Source organism: Kitasatospora sp. NPDC004272, assembly GCF_053603035.1.
The window spans coordinates 116727-134298 of record NZ_JBSGET010000001.1; the positions used below are offsets into that span (position 1 = coordinate 116727).

At 72.8% G+C, this 17572-nt stretch carries 22 protein-coding genes and 2 tRNA genes; 15 read left to right on the forward strand and 9 right to left on the reverse strand.

Going from position 1 to position 17572, the window contains the following annotated elements; genetic code table 11:
* The first annotated feature begins 2 nt into the window (after positions 1-2).
* On the forward strand, positions 3-428 hold the full coding sequence (locus ACWEO5_RS00510) for a DUF3151 domain-containing protein (protein WP_452158702.1): 426 nt from the start codon (positions 3-5) through the stop codon (positions 426-428).
* A gap of 72 nt (positions 429-500) precedes the next feature.
* On the opposite strand, the gene ACWEO5_RS00515 is transcribed toward ACWEO5_RS00510, so the two are convergent.
* Positions 501-1064, reverse strand: a complete 564-nt coding sequence (locus ACWEO5_RS00515; protein WP_452158704.1) for an SUKH-4 family immunity protein — start codon at positions 1062-1064, stop codon at positions 501-503.
* Positions 1065-1271: 207 nt separating this feature from the next.
* Here ACWEO5_RS00515 and ACWEO5_RS00520 point away from each other — a divergent pair, with 207 nt between their 5' ends.
* The 4 genes from ACWEO5_RS00520 (at position 1272) to ACWEO5_RS00535 (ending at position 4736) form a co-directional block, all read left to right on the forward strand.
* The gene (locus ACWEO5_RS00520; protein WP_452158706.1) at positions 1272-1916 is read left to right on the forward strand and encodes an SUKH-4 family immunity protein; all 645 of its coding nucleotides are present in this window, start codon (positions 1272-1274) and stop codon (positions 1914-1916) included.
* A 100-nt stretch (positions 1917-2016) separates the two neighbouring features.
* On the forward strand, positions 2017-2883 hold the full coding sequence (locus ACWEO5_RS00525) for a nucleic acid/nucleotide deaminase domain-containing protein (RefSeq protein WP_344549743.1): 867 nt from the start codon (positions 2017-2019) through the stop codon (positions 2881-2883).
* A 258-nt stretch (positions 2884-3141) separates the two neighbouring features.
* Positions 3142-4017, forward strand: coding sequence for a DUF3152 domain-containing protein (locus tag ACWEO5_RS00530; RefSeq protein ID WP_452158708.1), 876 nt, complete (start codon positions 3142-3144; stop codon positions 4015-4017).
* Positions 4014-4736 carry an SUKH-4 family immunity protein gene (locus ACWEO5_RS00535; RefSeq protein WP_452158710.1) on the forward strand — a complete coding sequence of 241 codons (723 nt, stop codon included), beginning with the start codon at positions 4014-4016 and terminating at the stop codon, positions 4734-4736. Before ACWEO5_RS00530 ends, ACWEO5_RS00535 begins: the two co-directional genes overlap by 4 nt.
* 32 nt (positions 4737-4768) lie before the next feature.
* Here the strand turns inward: ACWEO5_RS00535 and ACWEO5_RS00540 are convergent, their stop codons facing one another.
* Genes ACWEO5_RS00540 through ACWEO5_RS00550 form a run of 3 tightly spaced genes read right to left on the reverse strand, consistent with a single transcriptional unit; the run spans position 4769 to position 5578 of the window.
* Positions 4769-5065, reverse strand: coding sequence for a hypothetical protein (locus ACWEO5_RS00540; protein ID WP_452158712.1), 297 nt, complete (start codon positions 5063-5065; stop codon positions 4769-4771).
* A complete protein-coding gene (locus ACWEO5_RS00545; RefSeq protein ID WP_452158714.1) occupies positions 5062-5400 on the reverse strand; it encodes a hypothetical protein in 339 nt (112 codons plus the stop codon). The genes ACWEO5_RS00540 and ACWEO5_RS00545 overlap by 4 nt, the downstream gene beginning before the upstream one ends.
* Positions 5401-5422: 22 nt before the next feature.
* Positions 5423-5578, reverse strand: a complete 156-nt coding sequence (locus tag ACWEO5_RS00550) for a hypothetical protein (RefSeq protein WP_452158716.1) — start codon at positions 5576-5578, stop codon at positions 5423-5425.
* A gap of 284 nt (positions 5579-5862) precedes the next feature.
* Here ACWEO5_RS00550 and ACWEO5_RS00555 point away from each other — a divergent pair, with 284 nt between their 5' ends.
* The 3 genes from ACWEO5_RS00555 (at position 5863) to ACWEO5_RS00565 (ending at position 7244) form a co-directional block, all read left to right on the forward strand.
* Positions 5863-6666 (forward strand): helix-turn-helix domain-containing protein, encoded by an 804-nt coding sequence (locus ACWEO5_RS00555; RefSeq protein ID WP_452158800.1) that lies wholly within the window; start codon positions 5863-5865, stop codon positions 6664-6666.
* Positions 6663-6881 carry a DUF397 domain-containing protein gene (locus ACWEO5_RS00560; RefSeq protein WP_452158718.1) on the forward strand — a complete coding sequence of 73 codons (219 nt, stop codon included), beginning with the start codon at positions 6663-6665 and terminating at the stop codon, positions 6879-6881. The genes ACWEO5_RS00555 and ACWEO5_RS00560 overlap by 4 nt, the downstream gene beginning before the upstream one ends.
* Positions 6882-7031: 150 nt before the next feature.
* Complete coding sequence (locus tag ACWEO5_RS00565) at positions 7032-7244, forward strand: DUF397 domain-containing protein (protein ID WP_452158720.1); 213 nt, start codon at positions 7032-7034, stop codon at positions 7242-7244.
* Positions 7245-7511: 267 nt separating this feature from the next.
* Here the strand turns inward: ACWEO5_RS00565 and ACWEO5_RS00570 are convergent, their stop codons facing one another.
* The 4 genes from ACWEO5_RS00570 to purS form a co-directional block, all read right to left on the reverse strand.
* Positions 7512-8324, reverse strand: coding sequence for a maleylpyruvate isomerase family mycothiol-dependent enzyme (locus ACWEO5_RS00570; RefSeq protein ID WP_344549753.1), 813 nt, complete (start codon positions 8322-8324; stop codon positions 7512-7514).
* 89 nt (positions 8325-8413) lie between these two features.
* Positions 8414-10669 (reverse strand): phosphoribosylformylglycinamidine synthase subunit PurL, encoded by a 2256-nt coding sequence (gene purL / locus ACWEO5_RS00575; RefSeq protein ID WP_452158722.1) that lies wholly within the window; start codon positions 10667-10669, stop codon positions 8414-8416.
* Positions 10669-11346, reverse strand: a complete 678-nt coding sequence (gene purQ, locus ACWEO5_RS00580) for a phosphoribosylformylglycinamidine synthase subunit PurQ (RefSeq protein ID WP_452158724.1) — start codon at positions 11344-11346, stop codon at positions 10669-10671. Before purQ ends, purL begins: the two co-directional genes overlap by 1 nt.
* On the reverse strand, positions 11343-11597 hold the full coding sequence (gene purS, locus ACWEO5_RS00585; RefSeq protein WP_238860359.1) for a phosphoribosylformylglycinamidine synthase subunit PurS: 255 nt from the start codon (positions 11595-11597) through the stop codon (positions 11343-11345). Before purS ends, purQ begins: the two co-directional genes overlap by 4 nt.
* 446 nt (positions 11598-12043) lie before the next feature.
* Between purS and ACWEO5_RS00590 the strand changes: the two genes are divergently transcribed.
* The 7 genes from ACWEO5_RS00590 to ACWEO5_RS00620 all read left to right on the forward strand — a co-directional run bounded on the left by ACWEO5_RS00590 (position 12044) and on the right by ACWEO5_RS00620 (position 16596).
* Entirely contained in the window at positions 12044-12361 is a 318-nt protein-coding gene (locus tag ACWEO5_RS00590; protein ID WP_033250394.1) for a histone-like nucleoid-structuring protein Lsr2, read from the forward strand.
* A 151-nt stretch (positions 12362-12512) separates the two neighbouring features.
* Positions 12513-12585, forward strand: a tRNA-Gly gene (locus ACWEO5_RS00595).
* A gap of 44 nt (positions 12586-12629) precedes the next feature.
* A tRNA-Gly gene (locus ACWEO5_RS00600) sits at positions 12630-12705 on the forward strand.
* Positions 12706-12864: 159 nt separating this feature from the next.
* The gene (locus ACWEO5_RS00605; RefSeq protein WP_452158727.1) at positions 12865-13872 is read left to right on the forward strand and encodes an ABC transporter ATP-binding protein; all 1008 of its coding nucleotides are present in this window, start codon (positions 12865-12867) and stop codon (positions 13870-13872) included.
* On the forward strand, positions 13869-14687 hold the full coding sequence (locus ACWEO5_RS00610) for an ABC transporter permease (RefSeq protein WP_452158729.1): 819 nt from the start codon (positions 13869-13871) through the stop codon (positions 14685-14687). The genes ACWEO5_RS00605 and ACWEO5_RS00610 overlap by 4 nt, the downstream gene beginning before the upstream one ends.
* A 41-nt stretch (positions 14688-14728) precedes the next feature.
* On the forward strand, positions 14729-15985 hold the full coding sequence (locus ACWEO5_RS00615) for a sensor histidine kinase (RefSeq protein WP_452158731.1): 1257 nt from the start codon (positions 14729-14731) through the stop codon (positions 15983-15985).
* A complete protein-coding gene (locus ACWEO5_RS00620) occupies positions 15982-16596 on the forward strand; it encodes a response regulator transcription factor (RefSeq protein WP_344549759.1) in 615 nt (204 codons plus the stop codon). Before ACWEO5_RS00615 ends, ACWEO5_RS00620 begins: the two co-directional genes overlap by 4 nt.
* A gap of 31 nt (positions 16597-16627) precedes the next feature.
* On the opposite strand, the gene ACWEO5_RS00625 is transcribed toward ACWEO5_RS00620, so the two are convergent.
* Positions 16628-17527, reverse strand: coding sequence for a phosphoribosylaminoimidazolesuccinocarboxamide synthase (locus ACWEO5_RS00625; RefSeq protein ID WP_452158733.1), 900 nt, complete (start codon positions 17525-17527; stop codon positions 16628-16630).
* Between the last annotated feature and the right edge of the window lie 45 nt (positions 17528-17572).

The following is a 17572-nucleotide window of genomic DNA, read 5'->3' on the forward strand; positions in this document are numbered from 1 at the left end:
TCATGGAGATGCACAAGAACCTGCTCGACGGTCCCGAACCGACCCTCCTGCCCGAGGAGGAGCAGCCGTACCGGATGCTCGCCGAGGAGTCCGCCTCGCCGACCCAGGTGGCGGCCGAGTACCCGTCCTTCTGCCTGGCCTGGGCGATGCTCGCGGACGACGCCTTCACCGCCGGGCGGACGGTGGAGTCCTACGCGTACGCCCGCACCGGCTACCACCGCGGCCTGGACGCGCTGCGCCGCAACGGCTGGAAGGGTCACGGCCCGGTGCCGTGGGAGCACCGCGGCAACCGCGGCTTCCTGCGCTGCCTGGCGGCGCTGGCCCGGGCCGCCGGGGCGATCAAGGAGACCGAGGAGGAGACCCGCTGCTGGCAGTTCCTGAAGGACAGCAGCGCCGAGGCCTACACCGTGCTCCGGCAGGAGCACTGAGACCGGCCCCCGACCGATCCGACGGGCCGTCCCCCGCTGCGGGGGGCGGCCCGTCGCCGTTCGCGGGGCCGGTCAGAGCATCGGGTAGGAGTCCAGGTAGGCCGCCCAGAACCGCGCCCCGGCGCGGAACGGCAGCTCGTCCCAGGCGGTGGTGTCCTCGCGGATGATCTCCTCGACGTCGGCCCAGTCGTGGGGCGTCGGCCGCTCCTCGGGGGTCGGGCGCTCGGCGGCGATCTTGTACACCAGGTAGCTGAGCGAGGAGACGTCCCGGTGGGCCAGCTCGTACTCCACGTCGGAGTCCGGGTCCGCGACCCAGATCGTGCCGTCGCCCAGGCGCACGAAGACGTCCGCCTGGTAGAGCTCGCCGAGCGGCTGGAGCCGGCCGTGCGGGGTGTCGACCGGCGCCGGGTCGGCGTCCTCGACGAAGGCCGTCGGGGGGCTGGCCGGGTCCCGCTCGGCCAGGGCGGCCAGGATCCGGAACAGCCCGTCCGAGTACGGGACGCCGGTGGTGGCGGCGAACCGCGCCCCGGCCCCGTCGTCCGGCCAGATCCGGGCGGCGGCGTCCGGCCGCAGTCGCAGCATCCCGCCCGCCGGGACCTCCTCGGCGACGGCCCTCCAGTCGATCGGCACCAGCACGTGCGTGCTCCCCCCTCGCTCCGGTTCCTCTTCAGGCCGGTGCACCGGCCCTGCGGCCGGGTGCGTCGGGACCCGCACCGGATCACGCCCGGTCGGGCCGGTCGGCCCGTTCCACGTGGAACCGCCCCCTTCCTACCAGTCGGCGGGTAGGTTCCGGGAAGGCCCGGACCCGGACCCGGCCGCGGACGTTCGAAAGGCTGCGCCCCGATGGCACCACAGGTGACGTACGAGCTGCTCAGGTCGGTGTTCGCCGCGAACGAGGTCCTCCGGTTCCCCGGGGCGAGCCTCCCGGCCTCCCTCGTGCACGCCCCGACCCGGACCTACCTCGGCACCGTCGGGCTCCCGGCCGTCGGCAACTGGCTCTTCCTGCCGCCGGTGTGGAACGCGGACAAGCCGCTGTCGACCGTCGGGGAGGTCGACCCGTACCTGGACGACATGGTCGGCCTGCCGACCGGCGCCCCGGACTGGACGGTGGTCGGCCAGGTCGCGGACGACCTGTTGGCGGTGGACGGCGAGTCCGGCCGGCTGTGGTTCTTCCCCGGCGGCGAGGACGAGATCGTGCCGTCCTTCGACCGGATCGACACCCTCGGCCTGTTCCTGTACGTCCTGCAGCGGGAGCGGACCGCGCTCCACGGCCCCGAGGACGGCGCGGACGACGGGCTCGACCCGCACGCGGAGATCGACCGCGTCCGCGCGGAACTGCGCGCGATCGACCCCGCCGCCTTCGCCGACCCCGAGGGCACCTGGGCCCGCCTGCTCCAGGGCTTCCGGGACGAGTGGACCGACTTCTCGGCCGAAGAGCCCGCGCCGCCGGGCGACGGCGCGCTCCAGGACCCTCCGCACCTGCGCTGACCGCCCTCCCAGGCCCGCCCTCCCAAGCTGCCCTCCCCGACCGATCGGCCCGACCGCTCGGCCCGCCGACCGTCCGCGTCCGCACCGATAGGCTCTCCGCATGACCGCAGAACTCTCCCGGCGCCTGCTCGACCGCTTCGGCCCCGGCGGCCTGCGCCGCGTCCCGGCGGCGGACCTCGCGACGGCCGACCTCCCCGCCGAGGCGGCCCGGCTGCTCGCGGACTGCGGCCTGCCCGTCCAGGTCGGCCCGTACTTCACCACCTCGGCGGCCGACGCCCTGCCGCTGGCCGCCTTCGCCGCGCAGCGGGGGCTGCCCGCGCCGACCGGCGGCGAGGACCGCTGGGCCCGGCTGGGCACCGACCGCGGCGCCGAGCTGTGCGTCGACCCGTCCGGCCGGGTGTGGGCGGTCTTCGTCGCCTTCCGGGAGCGCCCGCTGCTGGTCAGCACCAGCCTCGCCGCCTTCCTCGACTCGCTGGCCGAACTCGACGACGCACTGCGCCGGTTGGCCGCCGCCGAGCGGCCGCAGGAGGTCTTCGAGCTGTTCGGCGCGGTCGAGAGCCGACTGCGCGGCACCGACCTGCGGGCCTTCGAGAGCGACGAGAACTGGTGGCCCCGGGTGCTGGAGGACGTCCGGCACACCCGCGGCGTGCCCGGGTACGCCGCGTTCAAGGTCCGCGACGGGCAGGGCGGCGAGCAGGTCCTCACCGCCGACGGCTCGCTCGCCCTGCACCCCGAAGAGGCCCTCTGGTACCGGCTGGCCGGCGGCGGCGCGCGTCCCGAGGACGTCCTGGAGGTCTACACCGAGCTGCAGTCCTGCTTCATGCCCGGCCACTACTGCAGCGTGTGGATGGGCCGGACCTTCCCGCAGGCCGAGTTCACCCACAGCTTCGACTACGGCGACACCGCCGCCGAGCGCGAGGCCGGCATCCGCGAACTCGCCGAGGCACTGACCGCCCGCAACGGCTGATCCCCGCCACGGCCGCCCCTCCCCCACCGCCGGTGCGCCGGGCGGGGAGTCGCTCGGCCAGGTGCCGGCCCGCCTCGCAGCCGGTGTCCACGGCTGGGACCGCTGGTCGGAGCGGTCTCCGGGCCGTCGGCCCATCCGTTCCGGGTCCGGATCGGGGGGTCCGGGAACCATGCGGGGCCATACCGCGTATGTTCACGGTGCGGCCCCGTTCGAACGGACGTGCCCGCCCGCCCCGCCACCGTCCCGAGGGAAGTCCAGATGCGCGCAGCCTCCCGGACCGGCCGCAGCCGCTCCGTCCGCCGCCGTCGGCTGGCCGTCACCGTGGGCTGCACCGCGCTGGTCGCGGCCCTCGGCACCGCCGGGCTGCTCGCCCTGAACCACGACGCCCCACGGACGCCCGACAGCGAATCGACCAGCCAGGCCCGGGCCGTCCCGGCACTGACCGAACCGACCGCGGCCTCCCCCACCACGTCCGCCTCCCCCTCCCCCACTGCCTCGGCCGAGCCGCCCGCCGCCCAGCCCTCCGCTCAGCCCTCCGGCCGGCCCTCCGCCAGTTCGCCGGAGATCGTCGTCCACGGCAGCGGCAGCTTCACCACCGCCACCGCCAACGGCGCCCGGGTCGGCACCGGCAGCGTGCTGCGCCGCTACCGGGTGGAGGTCGAGAACGGCATCGGCATCGACCCGAACACCGCCGCGGCCGTCGTCCAGGGCGTGCTGTCCGACCCGCGCGGCTGGACCGCCGACAAGCGCGACAGCTTCCAGCTGGTCTCCTCCGGCAGCTACGACTTCACCGTCAAGATCGCCTCCCCCGACACCACGGACGCGATCTGCGCCACCGACGGCCTCGACACCCAGGGCGAGGTGAACTGCGACGTCGGCAAGCAGGTGATGGTCAACTCCAAGCGCTGGCTGACCGGTTCGCCCCAGTTCGACGGCTCCCTGGACGACTACCGGGCGCTGATCATCAACCACGAGGTCGGCCACCGGATCGGCCACGGCCACGAGACCTGCCCCGGCCCCGGCAAGCCCGCCCCGGCGATGATGCAGCAGATCTACGGCCTCAAGGGCTGCGTGGCCAACGCCTGGCCCTACGACGCCAACGGGAGCTACCTGAGCGGCCCGTCCGTCCAATGACGCCCCTGCCGTCATCGGGCGTCCGCCCCGTCACCCGCGCCGAACTCGAAGCCGCCTACGGCGCCGACGGCCTGCGCCGCGTCGCCCCCGCCGACCTGCCCGTCTGCGTCACCGACCCCGGCGCGCGCACCGTCCTCACCGACATCGGCCTGCCCACCACCCCCAACGCCTTCCTCACCAACCACCAGGAACCGGTCCTGCTGACGGAGCGGGTCGACGACCCCGCCACCCACTGGCCCGACCTGCCGGACGGCGCCGCCGCCATGGTGGTGATCGGCGAGTGGGGCCCGCTGTTCGCCCTCGACGGCCGCACCGGCGAGGTGTACGCCGTCCCCTTCCTCTCCCGCGCCGCCACCACCTTCGCCGGCCGCCCCGCCCACCGCGACCTGCACTCCTTCCTGCGCTGCCAACTCGCCTTCGGCGCACCGGAACTGAACCTGCTCGGCGACCTGATGGACCCGGACACCGCCGACTGGTGCCGCGCCCACGTCCCCGGCTTCGCCGACCTCTTCCCCGTCGAGGAACTGGACGAGGACGGCTGGCCGATCGAAGAGGACCCCGCCCCCGACGCCCCCGCCCCGGACCCGGTCGACCCCGAGCTGTACGACCCGGACACCGTCATCGCCCGGCTCTCCGACAAACTCCGGCAGATCGAACCCGACCTGCTGCACCACCCCGCCTGGGAGTCGATCCTGTGGCACTTCCGCCACGGCTACTGACCCCGACCAGTCGGCCGGTCGCCCGGAACCACTCAACTCCCGTGAGGAGTAGCTGTCTTGTGGTGGACTTCGCTCCAGACGAGTTCGCGGGCGGTGCCGTTGTTCCGGGAGGGCGGCGAGTAGCGGTGGCCCCAGCGGTCGCCCAGGGCGAGGGCCTTGAGCACCGCCATGTGGTCCTCGGGGCTGGGTGAGCCGTCCTCGGGGCGGAAGATGCGCAGCTCAACCCGGTAGCCGTCCGGGATGACGGTCAGCCGGGCTTCCCCGCCGCCGGCCTCGGCGAGCTGCTCGGCGATCTCCCAGGCACGTTGCCGCAACACGTCACCGCTCACGAGGCCACCCCCAGCGCAGAGCGGCTCTCAACGCCCAGCTCCGGGGCCACGAGCCGGACGGGAGCGGGGAACTCACCGCGCAGCACCGCCAGTTCGAGCAGCGCCTCGGCCAGCCGCTGCGCCCAGGGCAGTCCGACGCACCCCAGCGCGAGACCGGCCAGCTCCGGCGGGACGTCGTCGCGGTAGACCGGCGAGAGGCCGGCCGGCGGGTCCAACCTGGCCGCCAGGAAAGCCCGTTCCAGCGAGTCGGCGGCTTTTTCGGAGTCGGTGAACCCGCCACGCAGGAACTGCCGCAGGACGTCGACGGCCACCAACGGTTGTCCGGTGTACAGCACTTGGATTCCTTTCTCGGTGCGTTCAGGCCACTTCGGCCACGGCGGCGCAACGCGGGCAGGCGCAGGCCGGCCAGCTCAGCGCCGAGACCAGCGGCAGGGTCTCTTCTTCGTCCGAGGAGCAGGAGGAGACCTGCACCCGGGCCCCGTCGGACCGCACCCGGTAGACCCGGATGGTCAACCTGGCTTTCCGACTTGCACATTGGTGATCGGACATGGCGATGAACCTCGCGAATGACTGTGCGGAGGAGGGAACGGTCGGGGCGTTCACGCCCCCCTGTGGTGGGGCGTGGCCGAGCGCACGCCGAGGAAACGCTCCCGCGCGCCGGTCACCTTCCGCTTCTTTTTGCGTTCTGTGTGTCACAAGCATCGGCAAGAAGGGCTACGCTCACCAGGGCTTGACCGTTGACCATTCCGGACTGTCGAAGGGGAGCAACAGTGGAAACTGGCAACGAAGTTGATGTGGTGTCATCTCCCGCTCTGCGATTCGGCCGGGAACTCGCCAGGTCAAGGGCGGCCCGGGGTTGGTCGCAGGTCAGGCTCTCCAAGCAGATGGGCTACAGCAACGGCTACATCTCGCTCATCGAACGAGGTAAGCGGGCACTGACTTTTACATTCGCTGTAAAGGCCGACGAGGTGTTCGGCACGGGCTCGCGGTTCCAGGAACTCTGGCGACTCTATTCGAACGCGAGTCTGGTGGAAGGATTCACCGAGTACGTCGAAGCCGAAGCGAGGTGCCGGGTACTCCGCACTTTCGAGTTGGGCATCGTCCCTGGACAACTCCAGACGCCCGCCTATGCTTCGGCGCTGGCAATGGCCGCGGTGCAACGCGGCGACATCACCGAGGCGCAGGCAGAGGCCCGAGTCTCCTTCCTGATGAATCGCCAACAGATCTTCCAGCGCCCCACCGCGCCCCTCGTGCACGCCGTGCTGGACGAGGGCTGCATCCGCCGTGTCGTGGGCGGACCCAAGGTCATGGCGGAGCAGCTCGCCCACCTCGAAGCCATGGCGGCGAGCCCTCGCGTCGTGCTGCAGATCGCCCCGTTCTCGCTAGGCGAGTGGGCCCCGTTCAGGATGTCAGTGGTCCTGCTGACCCTGCCGGACCAGTCGATGATCGGCTACGCAGAGTCCCTGGCCCGAGGGTATGTTGAGCGCAGTCGGGAGACGGTCGCGTCCTGGTCCAAGCGCTACGATCGGCTTCTGGTGGAGTCCGCCTCGACGGCCCCTTCACTAGCCATGCTCCGAACTGCTCGGAAGGAACTCTCATGACCCTCATCGACCTGCCCCACGCTCGGTGGGTGAAGAGCAGCCACAGCTCCGACGGCGGTAACTGCGTCGAGTTCGCCCCCGAGTTCACCGCCACCCACGGCCTCGTCCCGGTCCGCGACTCCAAGGACCCCCAGGGCCCCACCCTGCTGTTCAGCACGGCCGGCTTCGCCGCCTTCGTCGCTGCGGCCAGGTCCGGCCAGTTCGGCGAGATCTGACCCACTGCCAGTAGTAACAACAGGGCCCCGCAGCCGAGCAGTTGAGCGCGCGGGGCTTCTTCATGCCCAAAACCGGGAAACCCCGCTCCGACAGCTCCACTCCGGAACTACGATCAGCCCCCGGACGGCCCCGCCACGGAAGGAACGCCCATGCCCCGCCCCGACCTGTCCGAAGCCCGCTGGGTGAAGAGCAGCCACAGCACCGACGGCGGCAACTGCGTCGAGTGGGCCCCCGCCGCCCACCCCGGCACCGTCCCCGTCCGCGACTCCAAGGACCCGCACGGCCCCGCCCTGCTGTTCACCACCAGCAGTTTCGCCGCCTTCATCGCCGCCCTCAACGCCGGTTCTTTCCAAGCGAACTGACCCTAAGGAATCCTGGGCACGACGTCCGCCGCGCCCCTGCCGCCGCTCGTGCCCGTCACCCGCGCCGAGCTCGATGCCGGACTGACCAACGGCCCGGGCAGGGAAAGCGTCCTGGACGGACTCCGCCACGGAAGCTGACACCGGGCCGCCCAGGACATCCGGAGACCGCCGCGAACCAACCCCGGCCCAGCACACGCCGGGGTGTGCCGGGCCGTGCGGCGTCCGAGGTCTGCCGTCCTCCGGGAGCCGGCCGAGCGGGCGTGGTGCTCAGCCCAGCACCGGCAGGTAGCCGGACAGGTCGCTGCGTTCGCCGCTGGCGGTGAGCACGGTGTCCAGCGCGTCGGACCAGGCGAGGCGGCCGGTGGCGAGGCGGATCCAGGTGAGCGGGTCGGTCTCCACCACGCTGGGCGGGGTGCCGCGGGTGTGCCGGGGGCCTTCGACGGCCTGCACCACGGCGTACGGCGGGATGCGCAACTCGACCGCTCCGCCCGGTACTTGGACGGCGAAGGCATCGGCGAGCAGCCGGGCGGTGGAGGCCAGCGCGAACTTGTCGTGCGGGAAGGCGTCGATGTCGAGCGCGGCGGCCAGGTCGTCGGCGTGCACCACGGTCTCGACCAGCCGGGTGACCAGGAAGTCGGCCAGCGGCATCGGGCCGAACCGCATCGGGATGATCCGGCCGGGCTCGCGGCCCGCGTCGCTGTCCAGGGCCTTCCACAACTCGCCGATCTGCCGGTCGAGTTCGCCGGAGACCTGGGCGGCGTCGCCGGCGAACTGCTCGGCGACCAGCTCGACGGCGGTGGAGTTGATGGCGGCGGCCGCGGTGCGGGTCTGCGAGGCCCAGTACAGCGGGGTGATCGGGGCCTGCGGCGGCAGCGGGTCGTGCAGGTGCAGCGGCACCCAGCTGGCCACCATGCCGAGGTGGGCGACGAGTTCGCGCACCCGCCACTCCCCCAGCCGGGTGGGCAAGGTCAGTCGGTCGTCGTCCAGGGCGCGGACGGCGGCGGCGATCGCGTCGAGCTGCCCGGTGAGTGCGTCGCGCACCTTCACCGGGTCGTAGGTTCGGGGCTTCACGGTGGGCATGCCCGCAGCGTACAAAACGCCGGCGGGCGGCCGGGCCGAATACTTCCGGTCCGACCGCCCGCAGGTTGACGCGCCGTCAGCGCGGAACGTCAGGCGAGCAGCGCCTCGATGACGCCGGTGTGGGCGTCGCGCAGCTCGGCCAGGGTGACGGTGAACTGGCCCTGGACCTCCAGCGCCTCGCCGTCCACCACGCCGATCCGGGCCACGGGCAGGCCGCGGGCGCCGCACATGTCGTTGAACCGGAGCTCCTCGCTGCGCGGGACGGCCACCACGGCACGACCGGCGGACTCGGAGAACAGGAACACGAACGGGTCGATGCCCTCGGGGACGACCACGCGGGCGCCCTTGCCGCCCTTGAGGCAGCTCTCCACCAGGGCCTGCGCGAGGCCGCCGTCGGAGAGGTCGTGCGCGGCGTCGACCATGCCGTCGCGGGAGGCGGCGATCAGGATCTCGCCGAGCAGCCGCTCGCGCTCCAGGTCGACCTTGGGCGGCAGGCCGCCGAGGTGGTTGTGCACGACCTGCGACCAGGCGGAGCCGCCCAGTTCGTCGGCGGTGTCGCCGAGCAGGTAGAGCAGCTGGCCCTCTTCGGCGAAGCCGACCGGGGTGCGCCGGGTGACGTCGTCGATGACGCCGAGCACCGCGACCACGGGGGTCGGGTGGATGGCGACGTCGCCGGTCTGGTTGTACAGCGAGACGTTGCCGCCGGTGACCGGGGTGCCGAGCACCTGGCAGGCGTCGGCCAGGCCGCGGGTGGCCTCGGCGAACTGCCACATCACGTCCGGGTCCTCGGGGGAGCCGAAGTTGAGGCAGTCGGAGACCGCGAGCGGCTTGGCGCCGCCGGCCGCGACGTTCCGGTACGCCTCGGCCAGGGCCAGCTGGGCGCCGGTGTACGGGTCCAGCTTGGCGTAGCGGCCGTTGCCGTCGGTGGCGACCGAGACGCCGAGGTTGGTCTCCTCGTCGATCCGGATCATGCCGGAGTCCTCGGGGGTGGCGAGCACCGTGTTGCCCAGCACGTAGCGGTCGTACTGGTCGGTGATCCACGCCTTGGACGCCTGGTTCGGCGAGCCGGCGACCTTGAGCAGCGCGTCCTTCAGCTCGGCGCCGTTGCTCGGGCGGGCGAGCCGCTCGGCGGTCGGGGCGTCGGCCTGCAGGGCGTCCTGCCAGGACGGGCGGGCGAACGGGCGGTGGTAGGTCGGGCCCTCGTGGGCGACGGTGCGCGGCGGCACGTCGACGACCAGTTCACCGTGCCAGAAGATCTCCAGGCGCTCGCCGTCGGTCACCTCGCCGATGACGGTGGCGATGACGTCCCACTTCTCGCAGATCTCCAGGAAGCGGTCGACCTTGCCGGGCTCGACGATCGCGCACATGCGCTCCTGCGACTCGCTCATGAGGATCTCCTCAGGAGAGAGCGTGTGGTCGCGCAGCGGGACGGTGTCCAGCTCGATCCGCATGCCGCCGGTGCCGGCCGAGGCCAGCTCCGAGGTGGCGCAGGACAGGCCGGCGCCGCCGAGGTCCTGGATGCCCGCGACGAGGTCTTCCTTGAAGATCTCCAGGGTGCACTCGATGAGGAGCTTCTCCTGGAACGGGTCGCCGACCTGGACGGCGGGGCGCTTGGCCGGGCCGGTCGCGTCGAAGGTCTCCGAGGCGAGCACCGAGACGCCGCCGATGCCGTCGCCGCCGGTGCGGGCCCCGTACAGGATGACCTTGTTGCCGGGGCCGGACGCCTGCGCGAGGTGGATGTCCTCGTGCTTCATCACGCCCACGCAGAGCGCGTTGACCAGCGGGTTGCCCTGGTAGCAGGAGTCGAAGACGACCTCGCCGCCGATGTTCGGCAGGCCCAGGCAGTTGCCGTAGCCGCCGATGCCCGCGACGATCCCGGGCAGCACGCGCCGGGTGTCCGGGTGGTCGGCCGCGCCGAAGCGCAGCGGGTCCATCACGGCGACCGGGCGGGCGCCCATCGCCAGGATGTCGCGGACGATGCCGCCGATGCCGGTGGCCGCGCCCTGGTAGGGCTCGATGTACGACGGGTGGTTGTGCGACTCGACCTTGAAGGTGACCGCGTAGCCCTGGCCGACGTCGACGACGCCGGCGTTCTCGCCGATGCCGACGAGCATCGCGTCGTTCTCCGGGGCCTTCTCGCCGAACTGCTTGAGGTGGACCTTGGAGCTCTTGTACGAGCAGTGCTCCGACCACATCACCGAGTACATCGCGAGTTCGGCGCCGGTGGGACGGCGGCCGAGGATCTCGCGGATCCGCGCGTACTCGTCCTCCTTGAGGCCGAGTTCGGCCCAGGGCTGGGCGGCTTCCGGGGTCTGCTCGGCGTTCTTTACCGTGTCGAGGCTCATCAGGCGTTCACCAGCTGCTTCAGGACGGAAGTGAAGAAGCCCAGGCCCTCGGTGGTCGGACCGGTGAGCGGCTCCACGGCGTGCTCCGGGTGCGGCATCAGGCCGACGACATTGCCGGCCGCGTTGGTGATGCCGGCGATGTCGCGGTACGAACCGTTCGGGTTCAGATCGAGGTACCGGGCCACCACGCGGCCCTCCGCCTCCAGTTCGTCGAGGACGTGCTCGTCGGCGACGAACCGGCCCTCGCCGTTCTTCAGCGGAACGACGATTTCCTGGTCGGCCGAGTAATCCCGGGTCCAGGCGGTGGAGGCGTTCTCGATGCGGAGCTTCTGGTCGCGGCAGATGAAGTGCAGCGAGTCGTTCCGGGTGAGCGCGCCGGGCAGCAGGTGCGATTCGCACAGCACCTGGAAGCCGTTGCAGATACCGAGGACCGGCATTCCGAGCCCGGCCTGCTCGATGATGGTGTCCATGACCGGCGAGAAGCGGGAGATGGCCCCGCAGCGCAGATAGTCGCCGTAGGAGAATCCGCCGGGCAGGACGACCGCGTCGACCTGGTGGAGATCCTTGTCACGGTGCCAGAGGGCCACCGGCTCGGCGCCGGCCAGGCGGACCGCGCGCTGGGCGTCGCGGTCGTCGAGGGAACCGGGGAAAGTGACGACGCCGACACGGGTGGTCACTTGCCCTCCTCCTCGATGCGGACGGTGAAGTCCTCGATCACGGTGTTGGCGAGGAAGGTCTCGGCGGCCTCGCGGATGCGGGCGAGCGCGGCGTCGTCGACCGGCCCCTCCAGCTCCAGCTCGAAACGCTTGCCCTGGCGGACGTCGGCGATCCCGGCGAACCCGAGACGGGGCAGTGCACGCTGCACCGCCTGGCCCTGGGGGTCGAGGATCTCCGGCTTGAGCATGACGTCGACTACGACGCGTGCCACTGGCACTCCCGGTGGTGATTGCGTGAAGGCGGGGGAACTCCAGACTACCTGGGGTGCGGGGCCTCCTTGCGGGCCACCAGCGGTAACGCGCGTAGACCCACACCCCTTACGCCCCAAGGGCCGCAGACCCCCGACAACCCTCCCGCGCATCCGATTTCGCCGCTTTAATCCCGTCTGCAACGGGAGGCTATCCGGACGGGTAACGGCCCGGGTAACGACCCGGGTAACCCCGCGCGGGGGAAGCCGGTGAATATCCCGAAAAAAGGAATCCCCAACTCTACGATTTCACCGGTCATCGGGTGCAGAATAGGGCGACCGGCAGCCGAGCGCGCCGCATCTCGGCGTGGGCTCCCCTGTCCGCCGGCGGATGCCGCGGACCCGGCCCAACGGACCGGCGGGGCATCCGAGACCCCCGACGGCCGAATTGCCCGAGAGGATTGACACCCATGGCTCAGCGTGTAGTGGTCACGCTCTCCGACGATCTGGACGGCGGCACCGCCGCGGAAACCGTTCACTTCGGTGTGGACGGGAAGTCGTACGAGATCGACCTGTCCGCGGACAACGCGGAAAAGCTCCGGGAGGCCCTCGCCCCGTTCGTCGCCGCCGGCCGCCGGCAGAGCCGCAGCGGAAAGTCCTTCCGCCGCACCGCCCTCACCCCGGACCCGGCCGCCGTCCGCAAGTGGGCGCAGTCCAACGGGCACGAGCTGCCCGCCCGGGGCCGCATCCCGAAGCACGTGTACGAGGCGTTCGCCGAGGAGAACTGACCGTCGCCACGGGCCCGTTGCGGGCCCGCCGCCCTTCCCCGGCCGCGCCGCCGGGGAAGGGTGGGGCGAGCAGGCCGATTGATGTTGTAGAGTAATTCTCGTCGCCGCAACCGGGGGAACCCGAGCGGGGCGGCCGGCACCCCGGTGCCGTGCGGACGTGGCTCAGTTGGTAGAGCATCACCTTGCCAAGGTGAGGGTCGCGAGTTCGAATCTCGTCGTCCGCTCGCAGTCAGCGTGAACAGACTGGTGCAGTACAACTCCATAACCTGCGGACGTGGCTCAGTTGGTAGAGCATCACCTTGCCAAGGTGAGGGTCGCGAGTTCGAATCTCGTCGTCCGCTCCAGTTCCGAAGGCCCCCCTCCACCGAGGGGGGCCTTCGGCGTTCCGGCGCGCTGCCGCACGGGCACCGATGACATTTGTCACCGCCCACCCGTGCGGACGCACCGGTGACCGGTGCGGGACCGCACTACTGGCGGGCCCCGGCCGCCGGGAGGCTGGAGCCATGACCGACACCAGCCGTCCCCGCCCCGCCGTCGAGGCCCGCGGGCTGCACCGCCGCTACGGGCCGCCCGGCCCGGGCGGCTTCGAGGCCGTCCGCGGGCTCGACCTCGGCGTCGCCCCCGGCGAGCTGTTCGCCCTGCTCGGCACCAACGGCGCGGGCAAGACCTCCACCCTGGAGGTGCTGGAGGGCCTGGCCGCGCCCGGCGCCGGCGAGGTCCGGGTGCTCGGCCTCGACCCGCTCCGGGACCGGGCCGCGCTCCGCCCGCGGATCGGCATCATGCTCCAGGAGGGCGGGTTCCCGGGCGAGTTGACCCTCGCCGAGACCGGCCGCTGCTGGGCCGGTCTGACCACCGGCGCCCGGGCCGTCGACGAGGCGCTCGACCTGGTCGGCCTGCTGCCCCGGCGCGCGGTGCGGGTCAAGCAGCTGTCCGGCGGCGAGCGCCGCCGGCTCGACCTGGCGATGGCGCTGCTCGGCCGCCCCGAGGTGCTGTTCCTGGACGAGCCCTCCACCGGCCTGGACCCGGAGGCCCGGGCCTCGGTCTGGCGGCTGATCCGCGACCTGCGGGCGGCCGGCACCACGGTGGTGCTCACCACGCACTACCTGGAGGAGGCCGAGGAACTGGCCGACCGGCTGGCGATCATGCACCACGGCCGGGTGGTCACCGGCGGCACCGTGGCCGAGGTGCTGGCCGCGCACCCCGCCCGGATCGGCTTCGAACTGCCCGAGCGCACCGGCGCGAACGCCGCGCTCGAACTGCCCGCACTGCCCGGCACCAGCACCGAACTGGACGGCCGCCGGGTGCTGCTGCGCACCCCCGACCTGCAGGGCACCCTCACCGAGCTGCTCGGCTGGGCCGCCCGGCACCGGGTCGAACTGGCCCGGCTGGACGCCCGCAGCGCCTCGCTGGAGGAAGCCTTCCTGGCGATCGCCGCGGCCGGATCGACCGGCGGCGCCCCGGCCGCCCCGGCCGCCGGCCCCGCCCCGACAGGGATCGGACGTGCCGCATGAGCACCACCGCCACCGCCCCCGCCCGCACCGCGCTCTCCCGGCTGGTGGCCCTCGGCCGGGCCGAGACCGTGCTGCTGCGCCGCAACCGCACCGCCGTGTTCCTGGCCCTGGTGCTGCCGTTCGTGCTGGTCGGCTCGCTCCGCTCGGTCCTGCGGGCCGCCGCCGAACGCACCCCCGGCATGGACGTGAACGGCAGCCTCGTCACCAGCTCGACGGGCATCGTCCTGCTGGTCGTCGTCTACACCAACCTGACCACCGCCTACACCGCCCGCCGCAACGACCTGGTGCTGAAGCGGCTGCGCACCGGCGAGGCCGCCGACGCCGAGATCCTGCTCGGCACCGCCTTCCCCTCGATCGCGCTGGCGCTGCTCCAGTGCCTGCTCCTCGCCGTCGGCGGCGCCGCCCTGCTCGACCTGCGCGCCCCCGCGAACCCGCTGCTGGTGCTGGCCGGACTGGCGCTGTCCGCCCTGCTGCTGACCGCCCTGGCCGCCCTGTCCAGCGCGGTGACCAAGTCCGTCGAGACGGCCGGCATCACCACCCTGCCGCTGATGCTGGCCGCCCAGTTCGGCTCCGGCCTGATGATCCCGCTGGAGTCCATGCCGGACACCGTGGCGAACCTCTGCCGCCTGCTCCCGACCACGCCCGCGTTCCAGCTGCTGCACATCGGCTGGCTCGGCACCGACGGCACCGGCCCGTCGGAGGGCTTCGCCGAGACGTGGGGCCCGGCCGCGCTGCCGCTGCTGCTGGCCGCGGCCTGGGCGGGCGCGGCGGCCTGGGCGGCCCGCCGCTGGTTCCGCTGGGAACCGCGGCACTAGATTCGTCCGACGACCACCCCGGAACGACGGAGGGCCGCACCGTGCGGATCAGCAGGATCAGCAGGCCGCGACCGGTCCGCCGCTGGCGGGCGCTGTCCAAGCCGCAGCGCACCGAGCTGTACGTGCGCTGGTCGCTGTACGCGGTGGCGCTGGTGCAGCCGGTGGTGACGCTCGGCGTGGTGGCCGGGAGCTTCGGCCACGACGGGGTGACCGGGGCCGAGTCGGCGGTGGCCGTGGCCGGCTCGCTGGCGGCGGCGGCGCTGAACGGGGCGCTGGTCCGCGTCGGCATGGCCGCCTACCTGGGGCGGCGGCCCCGCCCGTACGCCTGGGTGGCCGTGACGGGCGCGGTCTCGGCGGCCGTCTCGGTGGCGGAGCTGCTGCTCGGGCCGCCGGTGGAGGCGGAGGGCGCGTCGTTCCCGCTGACGGTCTCGATCCTGACGATGACCTTCTGGATCGCCGCCACCGCGGTCGCCCTGTCGACCCTGGAGACGGCCGTGGCCGCCGTGGCGGGCCTGCTGCTGGTCGCGCTGCCGCTGCTGCTGACGGGCGCTCCGCCCGGGTTCGTGGCCGGGCTGCTGACCGGCTGCCTGCTCGGGTCGTCGATCGCCGCCTGCACCGCCCGCGGCTCGGCCTGGACCGCCAAGGTGGTCTGGGAGCTGGACGCCGCCCGGGAGGCGCAGGCCCGCCTCGCGGTCGCCGAGGAGCGGCTGCGCTTCTCCCGGGACCTGCACGACGTGCTGGGCCGCAACCTGGCCACCATCGCGCTGAAAAGCGAACTGGCCGTGCAGCTGGCGCGCCGCGGGCGCCCGGAGGCGGTGGACCAGATGACCGAGGTGCAGCGGATCGCCCAGGACTCGCAGCGCGAGGTGCGCGAGGTGGTGCGCGGCTACCGCACCGTCGAGCTGCACACCGAACTGTCGGGCGCCGCTTCGGTGTTGCGGGCCGCGAACGTCGACTGCCGCACCGAACTGTCCGGCGCGGACGGCCTGCCCGCCGCGGCGCAGTCGGTGCTCGGCTGGGTGGTGCGGGAGGCGGCCACCAACGTGCTGCGGCACTCGGAGGCCGCGAACTGCCTGTTCCGGCTGCGGGTCTCGGGCGGCACCGCGCTGCTGGAGGTGGAGAACGACGGCGTCCCGGCCGTGCCGCCGCCGCGCGCGGAGGGCGCGGGCAGCGGCCTGCGCGGCCTGGGCGAACGGCTGGCCGCGCACGGCGGCACCCTGGAGACGACCGGCAGCGGGCCCGGGCGGTTCCGACTGACCGCCGAACTACCGATCGAGACTGTGGAGTTCGAGAAATGACCGACCGGGTGCGGGTGCTGCTCGCGGACGACGAGCACCTGATCCGCGGCGCCCTGGCGGCGCTGCTGGCGCTGGAGGACGACCTGACGGTGGTGGCCGAGGCGGCCTCCGGCCCGGAGGCGCTGGCGATGGCCGCCGCGCACCGCCCGGACGTCGCGGTGCTGGACCTGCAGATGCCGGGCCTGGACGGCCTGGAGGTGGCGGCCGAGCTGCGCCACCGGCTGCCGGAGTGCCGGGTGATGATCGTGACCGGGCACGGCCGTCCGGGCTACCTGAAGCGGGCCCTGGAGGTCGGGGTGCGCGGCTTCCTGCCGAAGACGGTCTCCGCCTCCGACCTGGCCGGGATCATCCGCACCGTCCGGGCCGGCGGCCGCTACGTGGACCCGGAGCTGGCCGCGGAGGCGATCAGCGCGGGCGACTCCCCGCTGACCCCGCGCGAGACGGACGTGCTGGAGCTGGCCGCGGACGGCTCCCCGGTCGCCGAGATCGCCGAGCGGGCCGCGCTCTCGCCGGGCACGGTCCGCAACTACCTGTCCTCGGCAGCGGGCAAGCTGGGCGCGGAGAACCGCCACGCGGCGGTCCGGATCGCCCGCGAGCACGGCTGGCTGTGAGGCGCGCCCCACAGCCGGCCGGGCGGGGGCGTCACTTCCAGGGCAGCCCGGTGAGCTTCTCGTACGCGTCGATGTAGCGCTGCCGGGTGTGCGCGACCACCTCGTCGGGCAGCCGCGGCGGCGGGTTCTCGCTCTTGCGGTCCCAGCCGGAGGCGGACGAGGTCAGCCAGTCGCGGATGATCTGCTTGTCGAAGGACGGCTGGTCGTGGCCGGGCTCCCACGCGTCGGCGGGCCAGAAGCGCGAGGAGTCGGGGGTGAGCACCTCGTCGCCGATGACCAGTTCGCCGTCCAGCAGGCCGAACTCGAACTTGGTGTCGGCCAGGATCAGGCCGCGCTCGCGGGCGATGTCCCGGGCCCGGGAGTACACCGCGAGGGTGGTCTGCCGCAGGGTGGCGGCGAGTTCGGCGCCGACCCGGCGGGCGGTCTCCTCGTACGGGACGTTCTCGTCGTGCTCGCCGACCTCGGCCTTGAGCGCCGGGGTGTAGATCGGGCCGGGCAGTTCGGAGCCGTTGTCCAGGCCCTCGGGCAGCGCGACGCCGCACACCGTGCGGGAGACCCGGTACTCCTCCAGGCCGGAGCCGGCCAGGTAGCCGCGGGCCACGCACTCCACCGGCACCATGTCGAGGCTGCGGCAGACCAGGGTGCGCCCGGCCCAGTCGGCGGGGGCGCCGGCCGGCAGCTCGGTGGAGACCACGTGGTTGGGGACGATGTCGGCGATCCGCTCGAACCACCACAGCGAGAGCTGGGTGAGGACGCGGCCCTTGTCCGGGATCTCGTTGGGCAGCACCCAGTCGTACGCGGACGTCCGGTCGCTGGCCACCATCACCAGGTTGCCGTCGGCGTCCCGGTAGAGGTCGCGCACCTTGCCGGTGTGCAGGTGGACCAGGCCGGGCACCTGGACCGGCTCGGGCTTGGTGACGAATCCGCTCACGGTCAGTCAGTCCTCACAGCTGGGGGGCTCTGCGACCGAGTCTTT

Bases quoted from the DNA above. Each gene is read 5' to 3' on its own strand.
- ACWEO5_RS00510 (WP_452158702.1), top strand. From the start codon at position 3: ATGGAGATGCACAAGAACCTGCTCGACGGTCCCGAACCGACCCTCCTG.
- ACWEO5_RS00520 (WP_452158706.1), top strand. From the start codon at position 1,272: ATGGCACCACAGGTGACGTACGAGCTGCTCAGGTCGGTGTTCGCCGCG.
- ACWEO5_RS00525 (WP_344549743.1), top strand. From the start codon at position 2,017: ATGACCGCAGAACTCTCCCGGCGCCTGCTCGACCGCTTCGGCCCCGGC.
- ACWEO5_RS00530 (WP_452158708.1), top strand. From the start codon at position 3,142: ATGCGCGCAGCCTCCCGGACCGGCCGCAGCCGCTCCGTCCGCCGCCGT.
- ACWEO5_RS00535 (WP_452158710.1), top strand. From the start codon at position 4,014: ATGACGCCCCTGCCGTCATCGGGCGTCCGCCCCGTCACCCGCGCCGAA.
- ACWEO5_RS00560 (WP_452158718.1), top strand. From the start codon at position 6,663: ATGACCCTCATCGACCTGCCCCACGCTCGGTGGGTGAAGAGCAGCCAC.
- ACWEO5_RS00565 (WP_452158720.1), top strand. From the start codon at position 7,032: ATGCCCCGCCCCGACCTGTCCGAAGCCCGCTGGGTGAAGAGCAGCCAC.
- ACWEO5_RS00570 (WP_344549753.1), bottom strand. From the start codon at position 8,324: ATGCCCACCGTGAAGCCCCGAACCTACGACCCGGTGAAGGTGCGCGAC.
- purL (WP_452158722.1), bottom strand. From the start codon at position 10,669: ATGAGCCTCGACACGGTAAAGAACGCCGAGCAGACCCCGGAAGCCGCC.
- ACWEO5_RS00590 (WP_033250394.1), top strand. From the start codon at position 12,044: ATGGCTCAGCGTGTAGTGGTCACGCTCTCCGACGATCTGGACGGCGGC.
- ACWEO5_RS00605 (WP_452158727.1), top strand. From the start codon at position 12,865: ATGACCGACACCAGCCGTCCCCGCCCCGCCGTCGAGGCCCGCGGGCTG.
- ACWEO5_RS00610 (WP_452158729.1), top strand. From the start codon at position 13,869: ATGAGCACCACCGCCACCGCCCCCGCCCGCACCGCGCTCTCCCGGCTG.
- ACWEO5_RS00620 (WP_344549759.1), top strand. From the start codon at position 15,982: ATGACCGACCGGGTGCGGGTGCTGCTCGCGGACGACGAGCACCTGATC.